This window comes from Micromonospora sp. C95, from assembly GCF_018070465.1.
Lineage (GTDB): Bacteria > Actinomycetota > Actinomycetes > Mycobacteriales > Micromonosporaceae > Micromonospora.
Genome location: NZ_JAGPXT010000046.1, coordinates 1 through 18,714 on the forward strand (window position 1 = coordinate 1; position 18,714 = coordinate 18,714).

14 protein-coding genes are annotated in these 18,714 nt (G+C 72.8%); all 14 read right to left on the bottom strand.

Annotated elements, in window-relative coordinates:
- Positions 1-110: 110 nt before the first annotated feature.
- Positions 111-2,468 carry a pyruvate dehydrogenase gene (locus KBX00_RS28290; RefSeq protein ID WP_210831107.1) on the bottom strand — a complete coding sequence of 786 codons (2,358 nt, stop codon included), beginning with the start codon at positions 2,466-2,468 and terminating at the stop codon, positions 111-113.
- Between the two features lie 62 nt (positions 2,469-2,530).
- Entirely contained in the window at positions 2,531-4,030 is a 1,500-nt protein-coding gene (gene gatB, locus KBX00_RS28295) for an Asp-tRNA(Asn)/Glu-tRNA(Gln) amidotransferase subunit GatB (protein WP_210831108.1), read from the bottom strand.
- Between the two features lie 109 nt (positions 4,031-4,139).
- Entirely contained in the window at positions 4,140-5,129 is a 990-nt protein-coding gene (locus KBX00_RS28300) for an LPXTG cell wall anchor domain-containing protein (RefSeq protein ID WP_210831109.1), read from the bottom strand.
- A gap of 220 nt (positions 5,130-5,349) precedes the next feature.
- Positions 5,350-6,825: an Asp-tRNA(Asn)/Glu-tRNA(Gln) amidotransferase subunit GatA gene (gatA, locus tag KBX00_RS28305; protein WP_210831110.1), complete on the bottom strand. Its 1,476-nt coding sequence runs from the start codon at positions 6,823-6,825 to the stop codon at positions 5,350-5,352.
- Positions 6,822-7,127, bottom strand: a complete 306-nt coding sequence (gene gatC, locus KBX00_RS28310) for an Asp-tRNA(Asn)/Glu-tRNA(Gln) amidotransferase subunit GatC (RefSeq protein ID WP_203992906.1) — start codon at positions 7,125-7,127, stop codon at positions 6,822-6,824. Before gatC ends, gatA begins: the two co-directional genes overlap by 4 nt.
- A 193-nt stretch (positions 7,128-7,320) precedes the next feature.
- The gene (locus KBX00_RS28315; protein ID WP_210831111.1) at positions 7,321-9,771 is read right to left on the bottom strand and encodes a bifunctional diguanylate cyclase/phosphodiesterase; all 2,451 of its coding nucleotides are present in this window, start codon (positions 9,769-9,771) and stop codon (positions 7,321-7,323) included.
- 145 nt (positions 9,772-9,916) lie between these two features.
- Entirely contained in the window at positions 9,917-12,049 is a 2,133-nt protein-coding gene (gene ligA, locus KBX00_RS28320) for an NAD-dependent DNA ligase LigA (protein ID WP_210831112.1), read from the bottom strand.
- A gap of 42 nt (positions 12,050-12,091) precedes the next feature.
- Entirely contained in the window at positions 12,092-13,117 is a 1,026-nt protein-coding gene (locus KBX00_RS28325; protein WP_210831113.1) for an ADP-ribosylglycohydrolase family protein, read from the bottom strand.
- 102 nt (positions 13,118-13,219) lie between these two features.
- Positions 13,220-13,588 (bottom strand): VOC family protein, encoded by a 369-nt coding sequence (locus KBX00_RS28330; protein ID WP_210831114.1) that lies wholly within the window; start codon positions 13,586-13,588, stop codon positions 13,220-13,222.
- 36 nt (positions 13,589-13,624) lie between these two features.
- Positions 13,625-14,623: a methionine synthase gene (locus KBX00_RS28335; RefSeq protein ID WP_210831115.1), complete on the bottom strand. Its 999-nt coding sequence runs from the start codon at positions 14,621-14,623 to the stop codon at positions 13,625-13,627.
- Positions 14,624-14,762: 139 nt separating this feature from the next.
- Positions 14,763-15,836 carry a tRNA 2-thiouridine(34) synthase MnmA gene (mnmA, locus tag KBX00_RS28340; RefSeq protein ID WP_210831116.1) on the bottom strand — a complete coding sequence of 358 codons (1,074 nt, stop codon included), beginning with the start codon at positions 15,834-15,836 and terminating at the stop codon, positions 14,763-14,765.
- Positions 15,837-15,884: 48 nt separating this feature from the next.
- A complete protein-coding gene (locus KBX00_RS28345; protein ID WP_210831117.1) occupies positions 15,885-17,060 on the bottom strand; it encodes a cysteine desulfurase family protein in 1,176 nt (391 codons plus the stop codon).
- Positions 17,061-17,120: 60 nt separating this feature from the next.
- The gene (locus KBX00_RS28350; RefSeq protein WP_210831118.1) at positions 17,121-17,771 is read right to left on the bottom strand and encodes a class F sortase; all 651 of its coding nucleotides are present in this window, start codon (positions 17,769-17,771) and stop codon (positions 17,121-17,123) included.
- Positions 17,768-18,598 (bottom strand): DUF4397 domain-containing protein, encoded by an 831-nt coding sequence (locus tag KBX00_RS28355; RefSeq protein ID WP_210831119.1) that lies wholly within the window; start codon positions 18,596-18,598, stop codon positions 17,768-17,770. The genes KBX00_RS28350 and KBX00_RS28355 overlap by 4 nt, the downstream gene beginning before the upstream one ends.
- Positions 18,599-18,714: the final 116 nt, after the last annotated feature.

An 18,714-nucleotide genomic window follows, 5' to 3' on the forward strand; every position in this document is an offset into this window, starting at 1 on the left:
CCCTCTCCCTCCGCTGACCCACCCCATTCCCTGGGTGATCATGAAGTTGTTGCTCGGGAGAGCGCTCACCGGTGACAACAACTTCATGATCAACCAGGGAATGGGGTGGGTCAGCGGAGGGAGAGGGCGGCGAGGGCGGCGTTGACGATGCTGCCGGGGAGCAGGTCGTGCAGGGCGTAGAGGTCATGGACGCTGCCGGACTGGCCGAACTCGTCGACGCCGAGCGGAACCGCGGGGGCTCCGACCGCCGAGCCGAGCCAGGCCATCGCGTGTGAGGCGGCGTCGTGCACGGTCACCACCGGTACCCGGTCGGCGAAGGCGGACCGCAGCGCGCCCGGCACGCTCGGCACGGTCGCCGTGCGTACGCCCTGACGCAGCGTGCGCTGCCACGCCCGGTAGAGGCGGTCCAGACTTGTCACGTCCACCACGTGGGCGGCGACTCCCTCGTCGGCCAGTTCCGCCGCCGCAGCCAGCACCTCGGGCAGCACCGCCCCGGAGGCGGCCAGCTGCACCGTCGGCGCGTCGGCCAGGTGCGGGTACGCCTGGTGGGCGTCGACCAGGCGGTACGCCCCGGCGAGCACCTGCCGGCGCAGCACCGCGTCACCGAGCCGGGCCCGGGCCGCCTCGAAGGGTGCCTGGTCCACCGGCCGGGTGCTGAGCCGGAAGTAGTACGCCCCGTCCTCGGCCGGCACCGCCGTCGGCGTCGCCCGGGTCGTACCGGCGATGTGCCCGAAGGCGTCGCAGAGCAGCCAGTCGAGGCTTGCCGCGTACGCGGGCTCGACGAAGGTCACCCCGGGCAGCTCCAGGCCCACGCTGGCAGTGATCGTCGACTGGTGGGCGCCGCCCTCCGGGGCGAGGGTGATCCCGGACGGGGTACCCGCGACGACGAAGCGGGCACCGGAGTAGGTGCCGTACAGGAAGGCGTCGAGCCCGCGCAGCACGAACGGGTCGTAGACGGTGCCGACCGGCAGCAGCGGCTGCCCGGACAGGTCCCACGCCAGGCCGAGCTGGCCGAGCAGCAGGAACAGGTTCATCTCGGAGATGCCCAGCTCGATGTGCTGACCCTCGGGGCTCTCCGTCCAACGCAGCATCCGGTCCTCGGACCAGGACCGCTGGGCGGTCGGCGCGAACACGCCGGTCTTGTTGATGAACCCGGCCAGGTTGGTGGAGGTGGCCACGTCCGGTGCGGTGGTGACGAGGTACCGGCCCACCTGCGGGTCACGAGCCAGGTCGACGAGCACCCGGCCGAAGACCTCCTGCGTGGAGATCGGCTTGTTGGCGCGTACGTTCGTGGCCTGGGGCACGGTGACCCCCAGCACACGCTCGCGGGGCGCGCGGGACAGCGCCTCCCGACGCTGCCCGGCCCGGATCCCGGCCGGGGACGCCGGGTCGAGCCGGTCCCACTCGGTGTCCCGGGTCAGCCCCTGCGCGACGCGCAACGCGTCGACCTGCTCGCCGGTCAGCAGGGCGGAGTGGTTGCGCGGGTTGCCGGCGATCGGCAACCCCCACCCCTTGACGGTGTACGCGAACACCACGCTCGGCCGGTCGGTCACCGCGTCGCACTGGGCGTACGCGTCGAGCAGCGCCGCCAGGTCGTGCCCGCCCAGGTCGGTGACGAGCGGGCCGAGATCGGCGTCCGAGACGTCGGCGATCAACTCCGCGATGCCTTCGGGGGCACCGTCCAGGAACTGCTTGCGCAGCGCCGGGCCGGTCAGCCCGAACAGCGACTGGTACTGCTCGTTCGGCATCGCGTCGATCCACTCGCGCAGCGCCGCCCCGCCCGGCCGGTCGTACGCCTCGGCGAGCCGGCGACCGTACTTCACCTCGACGACGTGCCAGCCGGCGGCCTCGAACTGGCCGCGCCACTGGTCGATCCGCACCCCCGGGACGACCCGGTCCAGCGACTGCCGGTTGAAGTCGACCACCCACATGACGTTGCCGAGCCCGGTGGTGGCCGGGTCGGCGACGGCCTCCCAGATGTTGCCCTCGTCCAGCTCGGCGTCACCGATCAGGGCGACGAACCGGGAGTGCGGCCGCGCCCCGAAGTGGGCGTCGACGTAGCGCCGGGTCACCGCGGCGAACAGCGGTGCGGCGGCACCGAGCCCCACCGAGCCGGTGGAGAAGTCCACCTCGTCCGGGTCCTTCGTCCGCGACGGGTACGACTGGAGTCCGCCCCGTGCCCGCAGCCGGGGCAGGTACGACCGGTCGAGGTTGCCGAGCAGGTACTGGATGGCGTGGAAGACCGGGGAGGCGTGCGGCTTGACCGCCACCCGGTCCTCGGCGTCCAGGTGGGCGAACCACAGCGCGGTCATCGCGGAGACGAGCGAGGCGCTCGACGCCTGATGCCCACCGACCTTCACCCCGTCCCCAGCACCCCGGTCATGGTTCGCCGCGTCCACGATCCGCGTCGCGAGCCACAACACCCGCCGCTGAATCTCATCAAGAACATCAAGATCACGCTGGTCCACGCTGGAACTCCATCCAGGACGTCCCCATTGACGCCCTCGCGAGGGGTGGTACACCTCGTTGGTCAGGCCTGGACGCCGAGGCGGTCCAGGATCAGGGTGCGGACGGTCTGGGCGTCGGCCTGGCCTCGGGTGGTCTTCATGACCGCGCCGACGAGGGCGCCGGCGGCGGCTACCTTCCCGCTGCGGACCTTGTCGGCGATGGCCGGGTTGGCGGCGATCGCCTCGTCCACCGCAGCGGTGAGCGCGCCGGTGTCGGAGACGACCTCCAGCTTGCGGTTGGTCATGATCTCGGTCGGCGAGCCCTCACCGGCGACCACGCCCTCCAGGACCGTACGGGCCAGCTTGTCGTTGAGCTTGCCGGCGTCGACCAGGCCCTGAAGCTCGGCGACCTGGGCCGGGGTGGCCCCGATGTCGGCCAGTTCCACACCCGTCTCGTTGGCCCGCCGGGACAGCTCACCCAGCCACCACTTCCGGGCGGCGGCGGGCGTCGCACCGGCCGCCACGGTGGCCTCGATCAGCTCGACCGCACCGGCGTTGAGCACCGACTGCATGTCGAGATCGGACAGTCCCCACGCCTCCTGGAGGCGACGGCGGTGCAGCCGGGGCAGCTCCGGCAGGGCAGCCTTCAGCTCCGCCACCCAGGCCGGATCCGGCGCGAGAGGGACCAGGTCCGGCTCCGGAAAGTACCGGTAGTCGGTGGCGGTCTCCTTGGACCGGCCGGGGGTGGTGTCCCCGGTGTCCTCGTGGAAGTGCCGGGTCTCCTGGGTGATCCGGCCACCGGCGTCGAGGACGGCGGCCTGACGCAGCATCTCGGAGCGGACCGCCCGCTCGACCGACCGCAGCGAGTTGACGTTCTTGGTCTCGGTGCGGGTGCCCCACTCCTCGCCGGGCAGGTTCAGTGAGGTGTTCACATCACACCGCAGCGAGCCTTCCTCCATCCGTACGTCGGAGACGCCCAGCGAGCGGAGCACGTCCCGCAGCTCGGTGACGTACGCGCGAGCCACCTCGGGCGCCAGCGCCCCGGTACCCGGGATCGGCTTGGTGACGATCTCCACCAGCGGGATGCCGGCCCGGTTGTAGTCGACGAGCGACTCGGTCGCGCCGTGGATCCGGCCGGTGGCACCGCCGACGTGCAGCGTCTTGCCGGTGTCCTCCTCCAGGTGCACCCGCTCGATGCCGATCCGCACCGTTTCGCCGTTGACCTCGACGTCCAGGTAGCCGTCGACGCAGAGTGGCTCGTCGTACTGGCTGATCTGGAAGTTCTTCGGCATGTCCGGGTAGAAGTAGTTCTTCCGGGCGAACCGGCACCACGTCGCGATGGAGCAGTTCAGCGCCAGGCCGATCCGGATGGTCGCCTCGATCGCCGCCTTGTTCGCCACCGGCAGCGAGCCGGGCAGTCCCAGGCAGACCGGGCAGACGCGGGTGTTCGGCTCGCCGCCGAAGTCGGTCGGGCAGCCGCAGAACATCTTGGTGTTCGTGCCCAGCTCGACGTGGGTCTCCAGGCCGATCACCGGCTCGTAGCGCGCGACGACCTCGTCGTACGCGGGCAGCGTCGTGGTCATGAGAACTCCAGCTTTGCAGGCGGTAGCCGGCCCACGGCGGCATCCGGACACAACGCCGCCAAGCCTAACCGCTCGGCCTGGCACGTCTCGGCCGGGCGTCACCCGGGTGTCACTCGGGTGTGCTGAACCGCCGACGACGGTTGAAGGTCACCACGAGCAGGATCCCGCCGATGGAGAACGCCAGCACGCCCAGCGACAGCAGAACGATTGTCGAGTTCGAGCCGGTGACGGGCAGCCACGCCCCGCTCGTCTTGGACGGTGACGGGACCGGCGCCGCAGGGCTCGTCGACGGCGTCGAGGTCGGGTCGACCGGGGTCGGCGTGGCCGTGGGCGCGGTCGGGGTGGCGCTCGGACCGGTCGGGGTGGCGCTCGGACCGGTCGGGGTGGCGCTCGGACCGGTCGGGGTGGCGCTCGGACCGGTCGGGGTGGCGCTCGGACCGGTCGGGGTGGGGCTCGGACCGGTCGGGGTCGCCGTGGGGGTCGCGGTCGCGGGCTCGGCGACGACGATGGTGACGTCCTGCTCGCCGAAGAAGCCGTTCTTGTCGGTCATTCGCAGGGTGGCGGGGTAGGTGCCGGCCGTGGTCGGCGACCCCCCGAGCGAGGTGCCGACCACCAGCATGCCCGGCGGCAGGCTGCCCGCACTCACCGACAACCGGTACGGCTCCGTGCCACCCGTCGCCTCGACGGTGTGGATCGCGTACACCTGCCCCAGAACCATCGGCGACCGGGGCGCGCCCGAGGTGATCTCGATCGTGGGTTCGCGTACCTCGATGGTGGCGTTCTGCTCGGCGAACTGGTCGGCCGCGTCGGTCATCCGCAGGGTGAAGGCGTAGGTGCCCGCCATGGTCGGCGACCCCCCGAGCGAGGTGCCGACCACCAGCATGCCCGGCGGCAGGCTGCCCGCACTCACCGACAACCGGTACGGCTCCGTGCCACCCGTCGCCTCGACGGTGTGGATCGCGTACACCTGCCCCAGAACCATCGGCGACCGGGGCGCGCCCGAGGTGATGGTGACGGCCACCGCCACGGCCGGGGATGCGGTGCCCAGCAGCAACGCGAGCACCATCGTCAGGGCCATGACCGGGCGCAGTGTCTTCATCGCACATCCAGGTCTGATCAGAACGGCTCGCGTTCGCCAGCGACCAGCCGGTCCAGCCGACTGGTGGTCATCAAAACAGGAAGGTTGGTGACGGGCAATTACCCGAACGGTGACCAGTGTGTCGGGCCAACGCAACCGCGCCCGGCGCGGCCGAGTGGCCGCGCCGGGCGGGGCGACGATGCCGTGCGCGGGCGACGGTCGGCCGCCTGCGCACGATCGATCACATGGTCGGTGGCGTGAGCGTGCCGACCGCGCTCTCCAGCGCGGCGGCGACCCGGTACATCCGGTCGTCGGCCAGCGTCGGGGCCATCACCTGCAGGCCGACCGGCAGCCCTTCCGAGAGCCCGCACGGCACCGAGATGCCCGGCCCGCCGTACAGGTTGCTCGGGATGGTGAACAGGTCGGCCAGGTACATCTGGTACGGGTCGGAGGTGCGCGCGCCGAGCGGGAAGGCGACGAACGGGGTGGTCGGCGAGATCAGCGCGTCGACCCGCTCGAACGCCGCGGTGAAGTCGCGGGTGATCAGCGTACGCACCTTCTGCGCCTGCCCGTAGTAGGCGTCGTAGTAGCCCGAGGAGAGCGCGTACGTGCCGAGCATGATGCGCCGCTTGACCTCGGGGCCGAAGCCGGCCTCCCGGGTCAGCGACATGACCTCCTCCAGCGACCGGTTGCCGTCGTCGCCGGTCCGCAACCCGAACCGGACGCCGTCGAAGCGCGCCAGGTTCGAGGAGCACTCGCTGGGCGCGATCAGGTAGTACGCCGGCAGCGCGTAGCGGAAGTGCGGGCAGGAGATCTCGACGATCTCCGCGCCGAGCTTGGTCAGCGTGTCGACGGCCTCGTTGAAGGCGGCCGTCACGCCCGGCTCCGCGCCCTCGCCGCCGAACTCGGTGACGATGCCCAGCCGCACCCCGCTCAGGTCACCGGTCGCGCCGAGCTTCGCCGCGGCCACCACGTCCGGCACCGGGGCCGGGATGGAGGTGGAGTCACGCGGGTCGTGCCCGCCGATCGCCGCGTGCAGCAACGCCGCGTCGAGCACGGTACGCGCGCACGGGCCAGGGGTGTCCAGCGAGGAGGAGAAGGCCACCAGCCCGTACCGGGAGGTGCCGCCGTAGGTGGGCTTCGCGCCGACGGTGCCGGTGACCGCGCCCGGCTGGCGGATCGAGCCACCGGTATCCGAACCGATCGCCAACGGCGCCTCGTACGCGGCGAGCGCCGCCGCGCTTCCGCCACCGGAACCACCCGGGATGCGGTCGGTGTCCCACGGGTTGCGGCTCGGCCCGTACGCCGAGTATTCCGTGGAGGAGCCCATCGCGAACTCGTCCATGTTGGTCTTGCCGAGCATCACCGTGCCGGCGGCGCGCAGCCGCTGCACGATCGTCGAGTCGTACGGCGGACGCCAGCCCTCAAGGATCTTCGACCCGACGGTGGTCGGCACCCCCTTGGTGGTGAGGACGTCCTTGACCGCGACCGGCACACCGGCCAGCGGCCCCAGTTCCTCGCCGGCCGCCCGACGGGCGTCGACGTCGCGGGCGGCGGCCAGCGCGCCCTCGGTGTCGACGTGCAGGAAGGCGTTGACCCGGCCGTCCACGGCCGCGATCCGGTCCAGGTGGGCCTGGGTGACCTCGACCGCGGAGGCCGCGCCGGTGGCGACCAGCCCGGCGATCTGCGTCGCGGTCATTGCGGTGACGTCGGTCATGAGGCCACATCCTCGTCCAGGATCCGCGGTACGCGGAACCGCTGCTCCTCCGCGTCGGGGGCACCCGACAACGCTTCCTCGGGCGTCAGGCACGGCGTCACGACGTCCTCGCGGAGCACGTTCGTCAGCGGTACCGAGTGCGAGGTCGGCGGGATGTCCGCGGCGGCGACCTCGCCCACCTGCGCGACCGCTTGGAGGATCACGTCGAGCTGGCCGGCGAAGGTGCCCAGCTCCTCCTCTGTCACGGCGAGCCGCGACAGTCGCGCGAGGTGCGCGACCTCCTCGCGGGAGATGGCGGCCATCGGTGCCCCCTTCGTGGCTGTGCTGCGTCTGCCTGACCTGCGCCCACCGCTGCCGGGTACGCGACACGCGGTGACCGCTGCGAGTCTATTGTTTCCCGCCCGGCTGGCCGTTGCCGCCTCCCCGTGCGTCCGACCGGGCCCGCGCCCGACGCACGGCGCGGCCGGACCGGCGCGGGTGCCGGAACCGCTGGGATCAGCGGGCGTGCCGGCGCGGAATCTCCGCCTCGTCGTGGCCGCCGAGTGGGCGCAGCGGGCGGTACCGGGCCAGCCAGGCGACCAGTTCCTCCGCCGGCATCGGCCGGGCGTAGAACCAGCCCTGGGCGGCGTCGCAGCCGGCCACGTGCAGCATCCGCCAGGTCCGCTCGTCCTCCACGCCCTCGGCCACCACCCGCAGCCCCAGCGCCTTGGCCAGCTCGATGGTGGAGCGGACGATCGCCGCGTCGTCGGCGTCCTCGGTCATGCCGAGGACGAACGAGCGGTCGACCTTCACCTCCGACAGCGGCAGTCGGCGCAGGTGTTGAAGGCTGGAGTAACCGGTGCCGAAGTCGTCCAGCGCGATGCCCACCCCGATCCGGTGCAGCCGGGTGATGGTGGTCAGCACCCGACGCGGGTCGGCCATCAGCGCGCCCTCGGTGATCTCCAGTTGCAGTCGCTGCGGTGCCACGCCGTAGCGGGCGAGCCGGTCGGCGATCTGGTCGGCGATCTCGCCGGTGTGCAGGTCCCGCACGCTGACGTTCAACGCCGCCCGCAGCCCGAGGCCGGCCGCCGACCACTTGGCGAGCTGCTCCACCACGTCGTCGACCACCCGGCGGGTGAGCAGCCGCATCACCGCGCTCTGCTCGGCGACCCGGATCAGCTCCTCCGGGTCGACCATCCCCCGGCGTGGGTGCCGCCAGCGCAGCAGGGCCTCCACCCCGACCACCTCGCCGGTGGCGATGGCGACCTGCGGCTGGTAATACATCATGATCTCGCCCGCGTCGGCGTCCGGTTCGGCACCGGGGCGGGTGTCGGCGGTCGGCGTCGTCGGATCCGCTGCACCGTCACCGGAGTGCGGCTGGCCATCGACGGGCGTCCCGGGCCACCCCACGCCACGGTCCGTCGCAGCAGCCGACCCCACGTCCCCGCCCGCCCGACGCAGGGTCGGATCGGCACCGGTGATGATCCGCGCGATCAGCTCGTCATTGTGGTGCACCGCCCGGGGACGACGTCGCCGCCGGCTCCACCAGCTGACACCGGTCGGCTCCGCAAGCGGCGCAGGGGTGGGCAGCACCGCGCCGTCGCCGCCGCGAACGGTGGTCACGTCGGCCGGCGCGGACCCGTCGGCTCGTCCCGGCGAACCGACCTCCAACACCCGGCGCAGGTCAGCAAGCAGCCCCAACCGTTCGGCGGAGTTGTGGTCGGACTCGGCGGTGTAGACGGCGACCGTGTCGTTGCGGTGCTTCGCGTCGTACATCGCCACGTCCGCGTGCCGCATCAGGGTGGCGAAGTCCTCGCCGTGGTCGGGAAACAGGGCGATGCCGATCGACCCACCGACGTCCAGTGGCAGCCCATCCAGCGGCACCGGCTCGGCGAGCGCCTGGACGACCTGGTCGGCCAGCGTACGGGCCTCGCCGACCTCGCTGAGCCCGGTCATCACGATCGCGAACTCGTCGCCACCGAGCCGGGCGACCATCTGCGGCGGCGCGACCACGTCGGTCAGCCGGGCGCTCACCTTCACCAGCAGCCGGTCGCCGACCGCATGGCCGAGCGCGTCGTTGACGTTCTTGAACCGGTCCAGGTCGATGAGCAGCAGGGCGAGGCGCGTCGCGGGCTCTCCTCGGGCGGCACGCTCCGCGTGCCGGTGCACCTGCTCGTTGACCTCCGCCAGCAACGCCTTGCGGTTGGGCAGGCCGGTGAGCGGATCGAGTGCGGCCAACTGATGCTGCTCCACGGTGAGCCGGGCCATCCGGTAGACCGCGAACAGCGGCACCAGCACCAACGGCACCAGGGCGGCGCTGGCTCTGGCGGCGGTGACCAGCACCGGCGCGAGTAGCAGCAACGACCCGGTGGAGAGCAGCTCGAAGGGCAGGCCGTGCCAAGCGTTGGGCCACCATCGCTCCCCGAAGCGAAGTCGCACCGCCGCGGTGACCAGGCCGTAGTTGACCGCGAACCAGGCGACCCCGGCGCCGCCGACCGCGACGATGTCGGTCCAGCCCAGCGCCGCGCCGTCGTAGATGCCGCCGGGGCCGAGCCGGGTGATCGCGTACGCCGCCGCCAGTGAGCAGGCGTACTGCCCGGCGTTGAAGGCCGTCCGCCAGGGTGCGTGCCGCATCCGGATCCCGGACACCACCACGGCGACCGCCTGCACCGCGACCGCGGGGCCGAGCCCCCAGCCGAGCAGGATCGCGAAGGTGAAGCAGGTCGAGGGGAAGACGGCCGAGGAGGACTGCCCCCGGCCGGGCGGCAGGAAGGGCCGCGCGTCGCAGGTCACGGCGAGCACCGCCATCGTCCAGAACGCCGCCGGCAGGTCGGGCAGGGCCGAAACGAACGACACCAGCCCGCTGGTCGAGACGAGCACGGCCACCGCGAGCACGGCCGCGACGAAGGTGGAGAACTGCGCGGTCCGCCCGGGCGGGACGAGGTTGCGCGGATCGGGCGACTCCATCACACCTCCCGGCACGAGACCGGCCCGTGGTTTCACGCGCCGTGCCCCAATGAAACGCCCTGACCGCCCACTTACCCGGCGCGACAGTCACGAACCGGTCGTAGTCGTAATTAAGTTGGTATCCGGCGGTGTGTCGTAAAGATCGTCACTCCTCGACGCGGGCCACCTGCCGGGCTGCCTCGGGGCCGGCGTCGAGGAGCACCCGAAAGCCCTCCTCGTCGAGCACGGGCACCTTGAGGCTGGCCGCCTTGTCCGCCTTGGTGCCGGGGTTGTCGCCCACCACCACGAAGCCGGTCTTCTTCGACACCGAGCCGCTGACCTTGCCGCCCCGGGACTGGATCGCCTCCGCCGCCTGGTCCCGGGAAAAGCCGCCGAGCGTGCCGGTCACCACCACGGTCACCCCCTCCAGCGGGCGTGGCCCCTCCTCTACCGCCTCCTCCGCCATGCGGACACCCGCCTCGGCCCACTTGCGGACCACCTCGCGGTGCCAGTCGACGGCGAACCACTCGCGGATGCTGGCGGCGATGGTCGGGCCGACACCGTCGACTGAGGAGAGTTCCTCCTCGGTAGCCTGGTCGACCGCCTCGACGGAGCGGAAGTGTCGGGCCAACGCCTGCGCGGCGGTTGGCCCGACGTGCCGGATGGACAGGGCCACCAGCACCCGCCACAGGTCGCGCTCCCGGGCCGTGGCGAGATTGTCGAGCAGCTTCACGGCGTTGCTACCGAGGCTGCCGTCCTTGTTGACGAAGAACGGCGCACGGGCCAGCCGCTCGGCGTCGAGCGAGAACAGGTCACCCTCGTCGGTGATGATCTGCGCGTCGAGCAGCGCGGCGCCGCTCTTGTAGCCGAGCGCCTCGATGTCGAAGGCGCCCCGCCCGGCCAGGTGGAAAACCCGCTCCCGCAACTGCGCCGGGCAACTGCGCGAATTGGGGCACCGGATGTCGACGTCGCCCTCCTTCGCGGGCGCGAGTGGCGTCCCGCAGGCCGGGCAGGTGGTCGGCATGACGAACGCTCGGGCGTCCGGCGGGCGCAGGTCGACCACCGGCCCGAGCACCTCGGGGATCACGTCTCCGGCCTTGCGGATCACCACCGTGTCGCCGATCAGGACCCCCTTGCGCTCGACCTCGCGGGCGTTGTGCAGGGTCGCGTACTCGACGGTGGAGCCGGCCACCCGGACCGGCTGGAGCACCGCCCGTGGCGTGACCCGACCGGTCCGCCCGACCTCGACCTCGATGTCGAGCAGGGTGGTGTTCACCTCCTCTGGCGGATACTTGAAAGCGATCGCCCAGCGTGGTGCCCGGCTGGTCGAACCCAGCCGGCCCTGGATCGGCACCGGGTCGACCTTCACCACCACCCCGTCGATCTCGTGCTCGACGTCGTGTCGGTGCGCCGCGTAGTGCGCGATGTAGTCCCGGACGCCGGCCAGGTCGGGCACCACCCGCCAGCGGTCGCTGGTGGGCAGCCCCCACGCCCGCAGGGCCGAGTACGACTCGGACTGGGTGGCCGGCTGGAAGCCGCGGCGGGCGCCGATGCCGTGCACCACCAGGCGCAGCGGTCGGGAGGCGGTGATCCGCGGATCCTTCTGCCGCAGGCTGCCGGCGGCGGCGTTGCGCGGGTTGGCGAACGGCGCCTTGCCCTGCTCGACCAGACCGGCGTTCAGGTCGGCGAAGGCGGCCACCGGAAAGTAAATTTCGCCCCGCACCTCGATGAAATCGGGGGGCGGCCCGAACTCCGACGAGTCGGTCAGCCGACCCGGCACGTCCCGGATGCTGCGTACGTTGGCGGTGACGTCCTCGCCGGTGCGGCCGTCGCCGCGGGTGGCCGCGCGGACCAGCCGGCCGCCTTCGTAGGTGAGGTTGATCGCCAACCCGTCGACCTTCAGCTCGCACAGATAAGGTGCCGGACCACCGGCGTCCCGCTCGACCCGCTCCGCCCAGGCGGCCAGCTCCTCGTCGGCGAAGGCGTTGTCCAGCGACATCATCCGTTCGGCGTGCGCGACCGGGGTGAAGTCGGTGGAGAACGTGCCGCCGACCCGCTGGGTCGGTGAATCCGGGGTGCGCAGCGCCGGGAACTCCGCCTCCAGCGCCTCCAGCTCGCGTAGTTGGCGGTCGAAGTCGGCGTCGGAGACGGTCGGGGCGTCGAGGACGTAGTAGCGGTACTGGTGCTCGGTCAGCTCCTGGCTGAGCGTGGTGTGCCGCTCCCGCGCCTGCGGCGTCGGCTCGGGACCGGCGGCCTCCTGCGCCGCATCGACCTGCTGGGGAACCGCTTCCTCCGACACCCTGCCGCCTCCGGACACCGCTGTCGACCTCCCGTGATCGTGCTACCCCCGCACGGTATCCCCCGGGTGGGACAACCGTGCGGCCAGCGCGGCGAGTTGATCGGCGTACTCGATCCGGCCGGCCCAGCCCGCCGGCCAGCCGGCCATCCCGTTGGCCGCGCCGACGAAGGCTCCGGCGAGGGCGGCGATCGAGTCGGAGTCTCCGGCGCTCCGCGCGCCCCGAGCCAGCGCGTCGACCGGGGCGTCCGGGTGCCGCAGTGCGCAGTACAGGGCTGCCGCGAGCGCTTCCTCGGCGATCCAGCCCTCACCCGTGAGCCGACACGGGTCGTCGCCGTCGTCCGGGGCGGCCAGGGCCGCGTCGAGTCGACCCAGCGCCAGGAGGCACTCGTCCCAGCCACGGGCGATGAACTCCTCCGGCGTCCGCTCGCCCGGCCGTTGCCACAGGTCACCGAGCCAGTCGGCCCGGTAGACCGTGCGCTGCTGCCGGGCCCGGGCGGTGAGCAGGCCGGGGAGATCGGCCAGCGGAGCACCGTCGACGAGCAGCCGCACGGCGTACGCGGTCAGCTCGCTCGCCGCCAGCCCGGTCGGGTGTCCGTGGGTCAGGCCGGCCTGGAGTTGGGCGAGCCCGGCGAGGGTGTCCAGGCCGACGTCGAGCAGCCCCACCGGGGTGACCCGCATGTTCGCGCCACACCCCTTCGAGCCGGCCTCGGTGGCCTGCTGCCAGGGCAGCCCCCGGGACAGTTCGGCGCAGGCCCGAAGGCAGGTCATCCCCGGCGCGCGGTTGTTGTCCGGGCTGGCCGCCCAGTCCAGGAAGCGGCGGCGCAGCAGCGGCTGCACCGCCTCGGCGGTATACGTCGGCGCGTCGTGCAGCGCCCAGCCCACCGCCAACGCCATCTGCGTGTCGTCGGTGACAAGTGCCGGATCACCGATCAGCTCGCGGGGGCCGGAAGGTCCGTACCGGTGGTCGATCTCGGCGACGGTGAGGAACTCGGTCGGTTTGCCGAGCGCGTCACCGAAGGCAAGCCCGAAGAGCGAGCCGGCGGCGCGCTGGGGTGCAGCACTGATCATGGAGGCGATGATGCCTGTCGCCCGCAAGTCCGCGGAGCGGCCGGTCGGACCACCACGGTCGGCCTGCCGGCCCGGCTGGGGTCGGCACCGGCAGGCCGGCGATCAGTCCCAGCAGAGGCAGAACGGGTGGCCGGCCGGGTCGGCGTAGACCCGGAAGCCCTCGCCCTCGCCGGGTAGCCGGCGGGCGCCCAGGGCCAGGGCCGCCTGCTCCGCCGCCTCGATGTCGGTCACCGTCACGTCGAGGTGGAACTGCTGGGGACGCTCCGGGTCGGGCCAGGCCGGCGGGCGCAGCTCGGGGGCCCGCTGGAAGGCCAGGCGGGGCAGGTGGCCGGGCGGGCCGCCGAGCACCACCCAGTCGTTGCCGTCGGAGTTGTCCTCGATCAGCGGCAGGCCGAGCAGCTCCGAGTAGAAGCCGGCAAGCGCACGCGGGTCGGGACAGTCGATCACCGTCGAACGCAACTGTCCAATCATGGCGAGCATCGTGCCCCGTGGGTACGACGGGAAACCTCACTCCTCGGACAGTCGGCGGCCGGCGTCCCGGCAGGCCGTGAGGACGGCCCGGGCGTATGCGGCGTCCGCTCCGGCCAGGCCACAGGCGGGGGTCACCACCACCTGCTCGGCGAGCCGGCGGCGCGGAAACCCGAGGCGGTCCCAGAGAGTGCGTACCCGGCCGGCGAGGTCGGCGGAGGTCGGCGCGCGACCGCCCGGCGTCGTCGGCGCGGCACCGGCCAGCAGCCCGAACCCGGCGTCGAGCGCCTCACCGAGCGGGTCGAGGTCGCTGAGCAGGCTCAGGTCGAGGGCGACACCGATCGCTCCGGCGGAGCGGAGCAGCTCCAGCGGCACGTCCGGGGCGCAGCAGTGCACCACGGTCGGCACCCCCACCGCCTCGATCACCGTGCTCAGCAGCGCACGGGCATCGACCGACTCCACCGCCCGGTAGGCACCGAGGCCACTCTCGGTGGGGATCCGCCCGGCCAGCGCCGCCGGCAGGGACGGTTCGTCCAGTTGGAGCAGCACCGCGGCGCGCGGCAGCCGGCGGGTCACCGCCTCGACGTGGCCGCGCAGCCCTTCGGCCAGCGAGCCGGCCAGATCCCGCAGCGCGCCGGGGTCGCGCAGCATCCGGCCGCCGATCGGCAGCTCGATCGAGGCGGCCAGGGTCAGCGGGCCGGCCGCCTGGATCTTGAGTGGGCCGGCGTACTCCTCGGCCTGCTCGGCGAGCTGGTCCAGATCGCGTTCCATCAGGTCGCGGGCCCGGCGCAGGTCGCGGCCGGGACGCGGCGCCACCCGCCACCGCGCCGCGTACAGCTCGACCGGCAACTCCACAAGCAGGCCACCGGTGCGACCGATCATGTCGGCACCCGGCCCCCGGGCCGGCAGCTCCGCCAGATGAGGCAGGGCGGGCAGCTCACCGAGGACGATCCGCTGCGCCTCGGCGATGTCAGTCCCCGGCAGCGACCCCACTCCCGTCGCCGCACCCACCCCCCATGGCAACCCCAGATCACTCACCGCCGCAGGGTACCTCCCGCGATCGGTCCCGCACCGAGGTCACGGCTTGCGGCATGTCGGGCGATCAGGGCGACGGGAAGGCCCGACATGCCGCAAGCCGCGACCGATACTCCACCGAGGGCCGAGGGCCGAGGGGCGGTCAGTCGGTGATGGTGGCGGAGGCTAGGACGATGTCGCCGGCGGGGTCGGGGTGGTAGGCGACGATGGCCTGGCCGGCGGCCACGCCGCGCACCGGGTGGCGCAGGTCGGCGTGGAGGGTGTCGCCGGCCACCGTGACGGTGGCGGGCACCACGACGCCGTGGGCACGTAGCTGCACCTCGCACTCGAACGGACCGTCGGGTCGCGGCCCGCCGGTCCACACCGGGCGGGTGGCCCGCACCGTGGCGACCTCCAGCGCCTCCGCCGGGCCGACGGTGACGGTGTTCGTCTTCGGCGTGATGGAGAGCACGTAGCGGGGCCGGCCGTCCGGGGCCGGCCGGTCCAGGTGCAGACCGCGCCGCTGACCGACGGTGTACGCGTACGCCCCGGCGTGCTGTCCCACCACCGCGCCGGTGCTCGCGTCGACCACGTCGCCGGGCGTCTCGCCGAGGCGCTGGGCCAGGAAACCCCGGGTGTCACCGTCGGCGATGAAGCAGATGTCGTGCGAGTCCGGCTTGTCGGCGACGGCGAGCCCACGCTCGGCGGCCTCCTGCCGAACCTGTGCCTTCGTCGAGTCGCCGAGCGGGAAGATCGAGCGGTCCAACTGCTCGCGGGTGAGCACGGCCAGCACGTACGACTGGTCCTTGGCCGCGTCGACGCTGCGGCGCAGCAGACCGTCGGGGCCGAGCCGGGCGTGGTGACCGGTGACCACCGCATCGAACCCCAGGGCGACCGCCCGGTCCAGCACCGCGGCGAACTTGATCTTCTCGTTGCAGCGCAGGCACGGGTTGGGGGTACGCCCCGCCGCGTACTCGGCGACGAAGTCGTCGACCACGTCGGCGTGGAAGCGGTCGGCCATGTCCCAGACGTAGAACGGAATGCCGAGCACGTCGGCGGCGCGCCGGGCGTCCCGCGAGTCCTCCAGGGTGCAGCAGCCCCGGGCGCCCGTGCGGTAGGTCTGCGGGTTGCGGGCCAACGCCAGGTGCACGCCGGTCACGTCATGCCCGGCCTGCACCGCCCGCGCCGCCGCCACGGCGGAATCCACGCCGCCGGACATCGCCGCCAACACCCTCACCCGGACCACTCTCCCTTCCCACCGAGCCTATCCCCGCCCGGTACCGGCTCAACGGGGCGTACGCGGTGCCGCCGCCCGCCGGGCCCGTTCCACGGCGCCCGGTAGCGCGGCGATGAGCGCGTCGACGTCGGCGGTGGTGCTGGTGTGGCCGAGGGAGAAGCGCAGCGACGAACGGGCCCGGTCGTCGTCCGCGCCCATCGCCAGCAGCACGTGGGACGGCTGCGCCACCCCGGCCGAACAGGCCGAGCCGGTCGAGCAGGCGATGCCCTGGGCGTCCAGCAGGAGCAGCAGCGCGTCCCCCTCGCAGCCGGGAAAGGAGAAGTGCGCGTTGCCGGGCAGCCGATCGGTCGGGTCGCCGTTGAAGACCACCTCGGGGACCGCCTGGCGGACCCGCCGCACCAGGTCGTCACGAAGCGCGGCCAGCCCGGCCGCGTACTCCTGCTGGCCCTTGACTGTCGTCTCGACGGCGACCGCGAAGGCGACGATGCCGGCCGCGTCGAGGGTGCCGGAACGCACGTCCCGTTCCTGTCCACCACCGTGCAGCAGCGGTACCGCCGGCACGTCCCGGCCGAGCAGCAACGCGCCGACCCCGACCGGGCCACCGAGCTTGTGGCCGGTCACGGTGAGCGCGGCGACGCCGCTGGCGGCGAAGTCGACAGGCACCTGCCCGACCGCCTGGATGGCGTCGGTGTGGAACGGCACACCGTACTCGGCGGCCACGGCGGCCAGCTCACTGATCCGCTGGACGGTGCCGACCTCGTTGTTGGCCCACATGGCGGTGACCAGCGCCGCCTGGTCGCCGTGTTCGGCCAGCTCGGTACGGAGTGCGTCCGGGTGCAGCCGGCCGGCCCCGTCGACGGGCAGCCAGCCCACCTCGGCGCCCTCGTGCCGGTCCAGCCACCCCACCGCGTCGAGCACGGCGTGGTGTTCGACGGCACTGGAGATCACCCGGCGCCGCCCGGTGTCGGCGGCCCGGCGCGCCCAGAAGATGCCCTTCACCGCGAGGTTGTCACTCTCGGTGCCACCACCAGTGAAGATCACTTCCGACGGCCGGGCGCCCAGCGCGGCGGCCACCCGCTCCCGCGACTCCTCCACCCGCCGACGGGCGCGCCGGCCGGACGCGTGCAGGGAAGACGCGTTGCCGACCTCGCGGGCGGTCGCGACGTACGACTCCAGTGCCTCGTCGAGCATCGGAGTGGTCGCGGCATGATCCAGGTAAGCCATCACGGTTCAGCCTAACGACCACTCCGGTGCCGACCGCAGACCGGATTGCCTGGCGGGACGTCAGACCGGTGACGCGGTCACCACGATGTTGTCCCGGTAGCGGCGAGCCTCGGCGTCGAACGGCCCGCCACAGGTGATGAGCGTCAGGCGGGGCCGCCCGTCGCGGGCGAAGTAACGCTCCAGCGGAATCTTCGTCTTGTCGTACTCCTCCCGGGCCACCACCCGGTAGGTCCGCTCGGTCCCGTCGTCGCCGGTGGCCGTCACGGTGTCCCCCGGTGCCAGTTCCCGCAGCCGGTAGAAGGCACCCTTGCCCTGCTCGGCGCTGTCGACGTGCCCGGCGATCACCACCGAGCCGGACTCGGCCGCCAGCCCGGGGCCGTAGCGGTACCAACCGATCTCGTCGACGCTCGGCGGCACGTCGAACTCCTGGGTGCGCTCGTCGACCCCGACCGGGTCGACCCGCGCGGTGACCTCGATCGCCGGGATGCGCAGCCGGACCGGGCGCACCGGTTCGGCGTCGTCGGGCAGCGCACCCGGGGCCACCGCCACCACCGGTCCGGTGCTCGCCGCAGTGGGGCTGGCCAGGGCGGCGGCCTGTTCGGTGCCGACGCTTCCCGCCGGCCTGGAGACGACCGCCACGACCGTCGCGACGGCGAGCGCGGCGGCGCCGGCGGCCACCGCCGCCAGCGCCGCACGGTTGCCGACGGTCACCGGCGACCCGACCGGACGACAGCCGCCCGCGCCCCACCCGCGACCAGCAGCAGGATCCCGGCGCCCGCCAGGGCGTACCACCAGGTACCGAGACCGGTGTCGGCCTGCCCGCCGGTGCCGCTCGGCACGCCGGACGGCGCCGAGTGCAGGCCGTCGATGGTCTGCGCCACGACGGCGAGGTTCTCCGCCTCGGCGGAGCCGATGGCGTAGACGATCGTCGCCGTGCCCTCGCTCAGGTTGAGGTCGGCCGGTCCGATCACCACGGTGTCGGTGCCGGCGAGCACCACGTCCGCCGAGACGCTACCGGCGTCCACATCGCCCTTGGCCTCGTTCGGGTTGGTCAGGCCCTCGAAGACCGGGCTGCCGCCGGCCCGCACGTCCACGGCCGGCGCGGCGGCGGTGTGCCGGACGATCAGCCGGGCCTTGCCGGCGTCGACCCTCGCGGTGTCGTTGACGAAGGGGGTGATGGTCGGCTCGCCGTCGGCGTCGAGGTGGGCGGCGATGCTGATGTTCGCCCCACCGGGCACCTCGGCATCGTCGGCGGTGAGGATGGCCTCGCCGATCGGCTCACCCGGCCTGGTCAGCGCTAGGTCGTACTGCCCCTCGGGCAGGTCCAGCGGACCGGCCACGTCGCCGGGCTCGAAGTTCTCCAGGGTCTTCTCCCCGTTGACGTAGACGTCGACCGGGGTGTCCGGGATGCCGTGCACGACGGAGACCTTCGAATCGGCGGCGTACGCCGGGGTCGCCGTCGCGATGCCGGCGCCGACGAAGGTCAGCGCGGCGACCGCGCCACCAGCGGCGGCGCGGCGAAGGTATGCGAACTGCATGTCTGCCTCCTGATGTTTCGTGCCACTTCGTCATGCTTGCTGTGCACCCCGAGTTACGCCGGCTCGTCGCCGCCCGGATGCGGGCCGAAGCGACTTTCTTTTTCCGGCCGCAACCG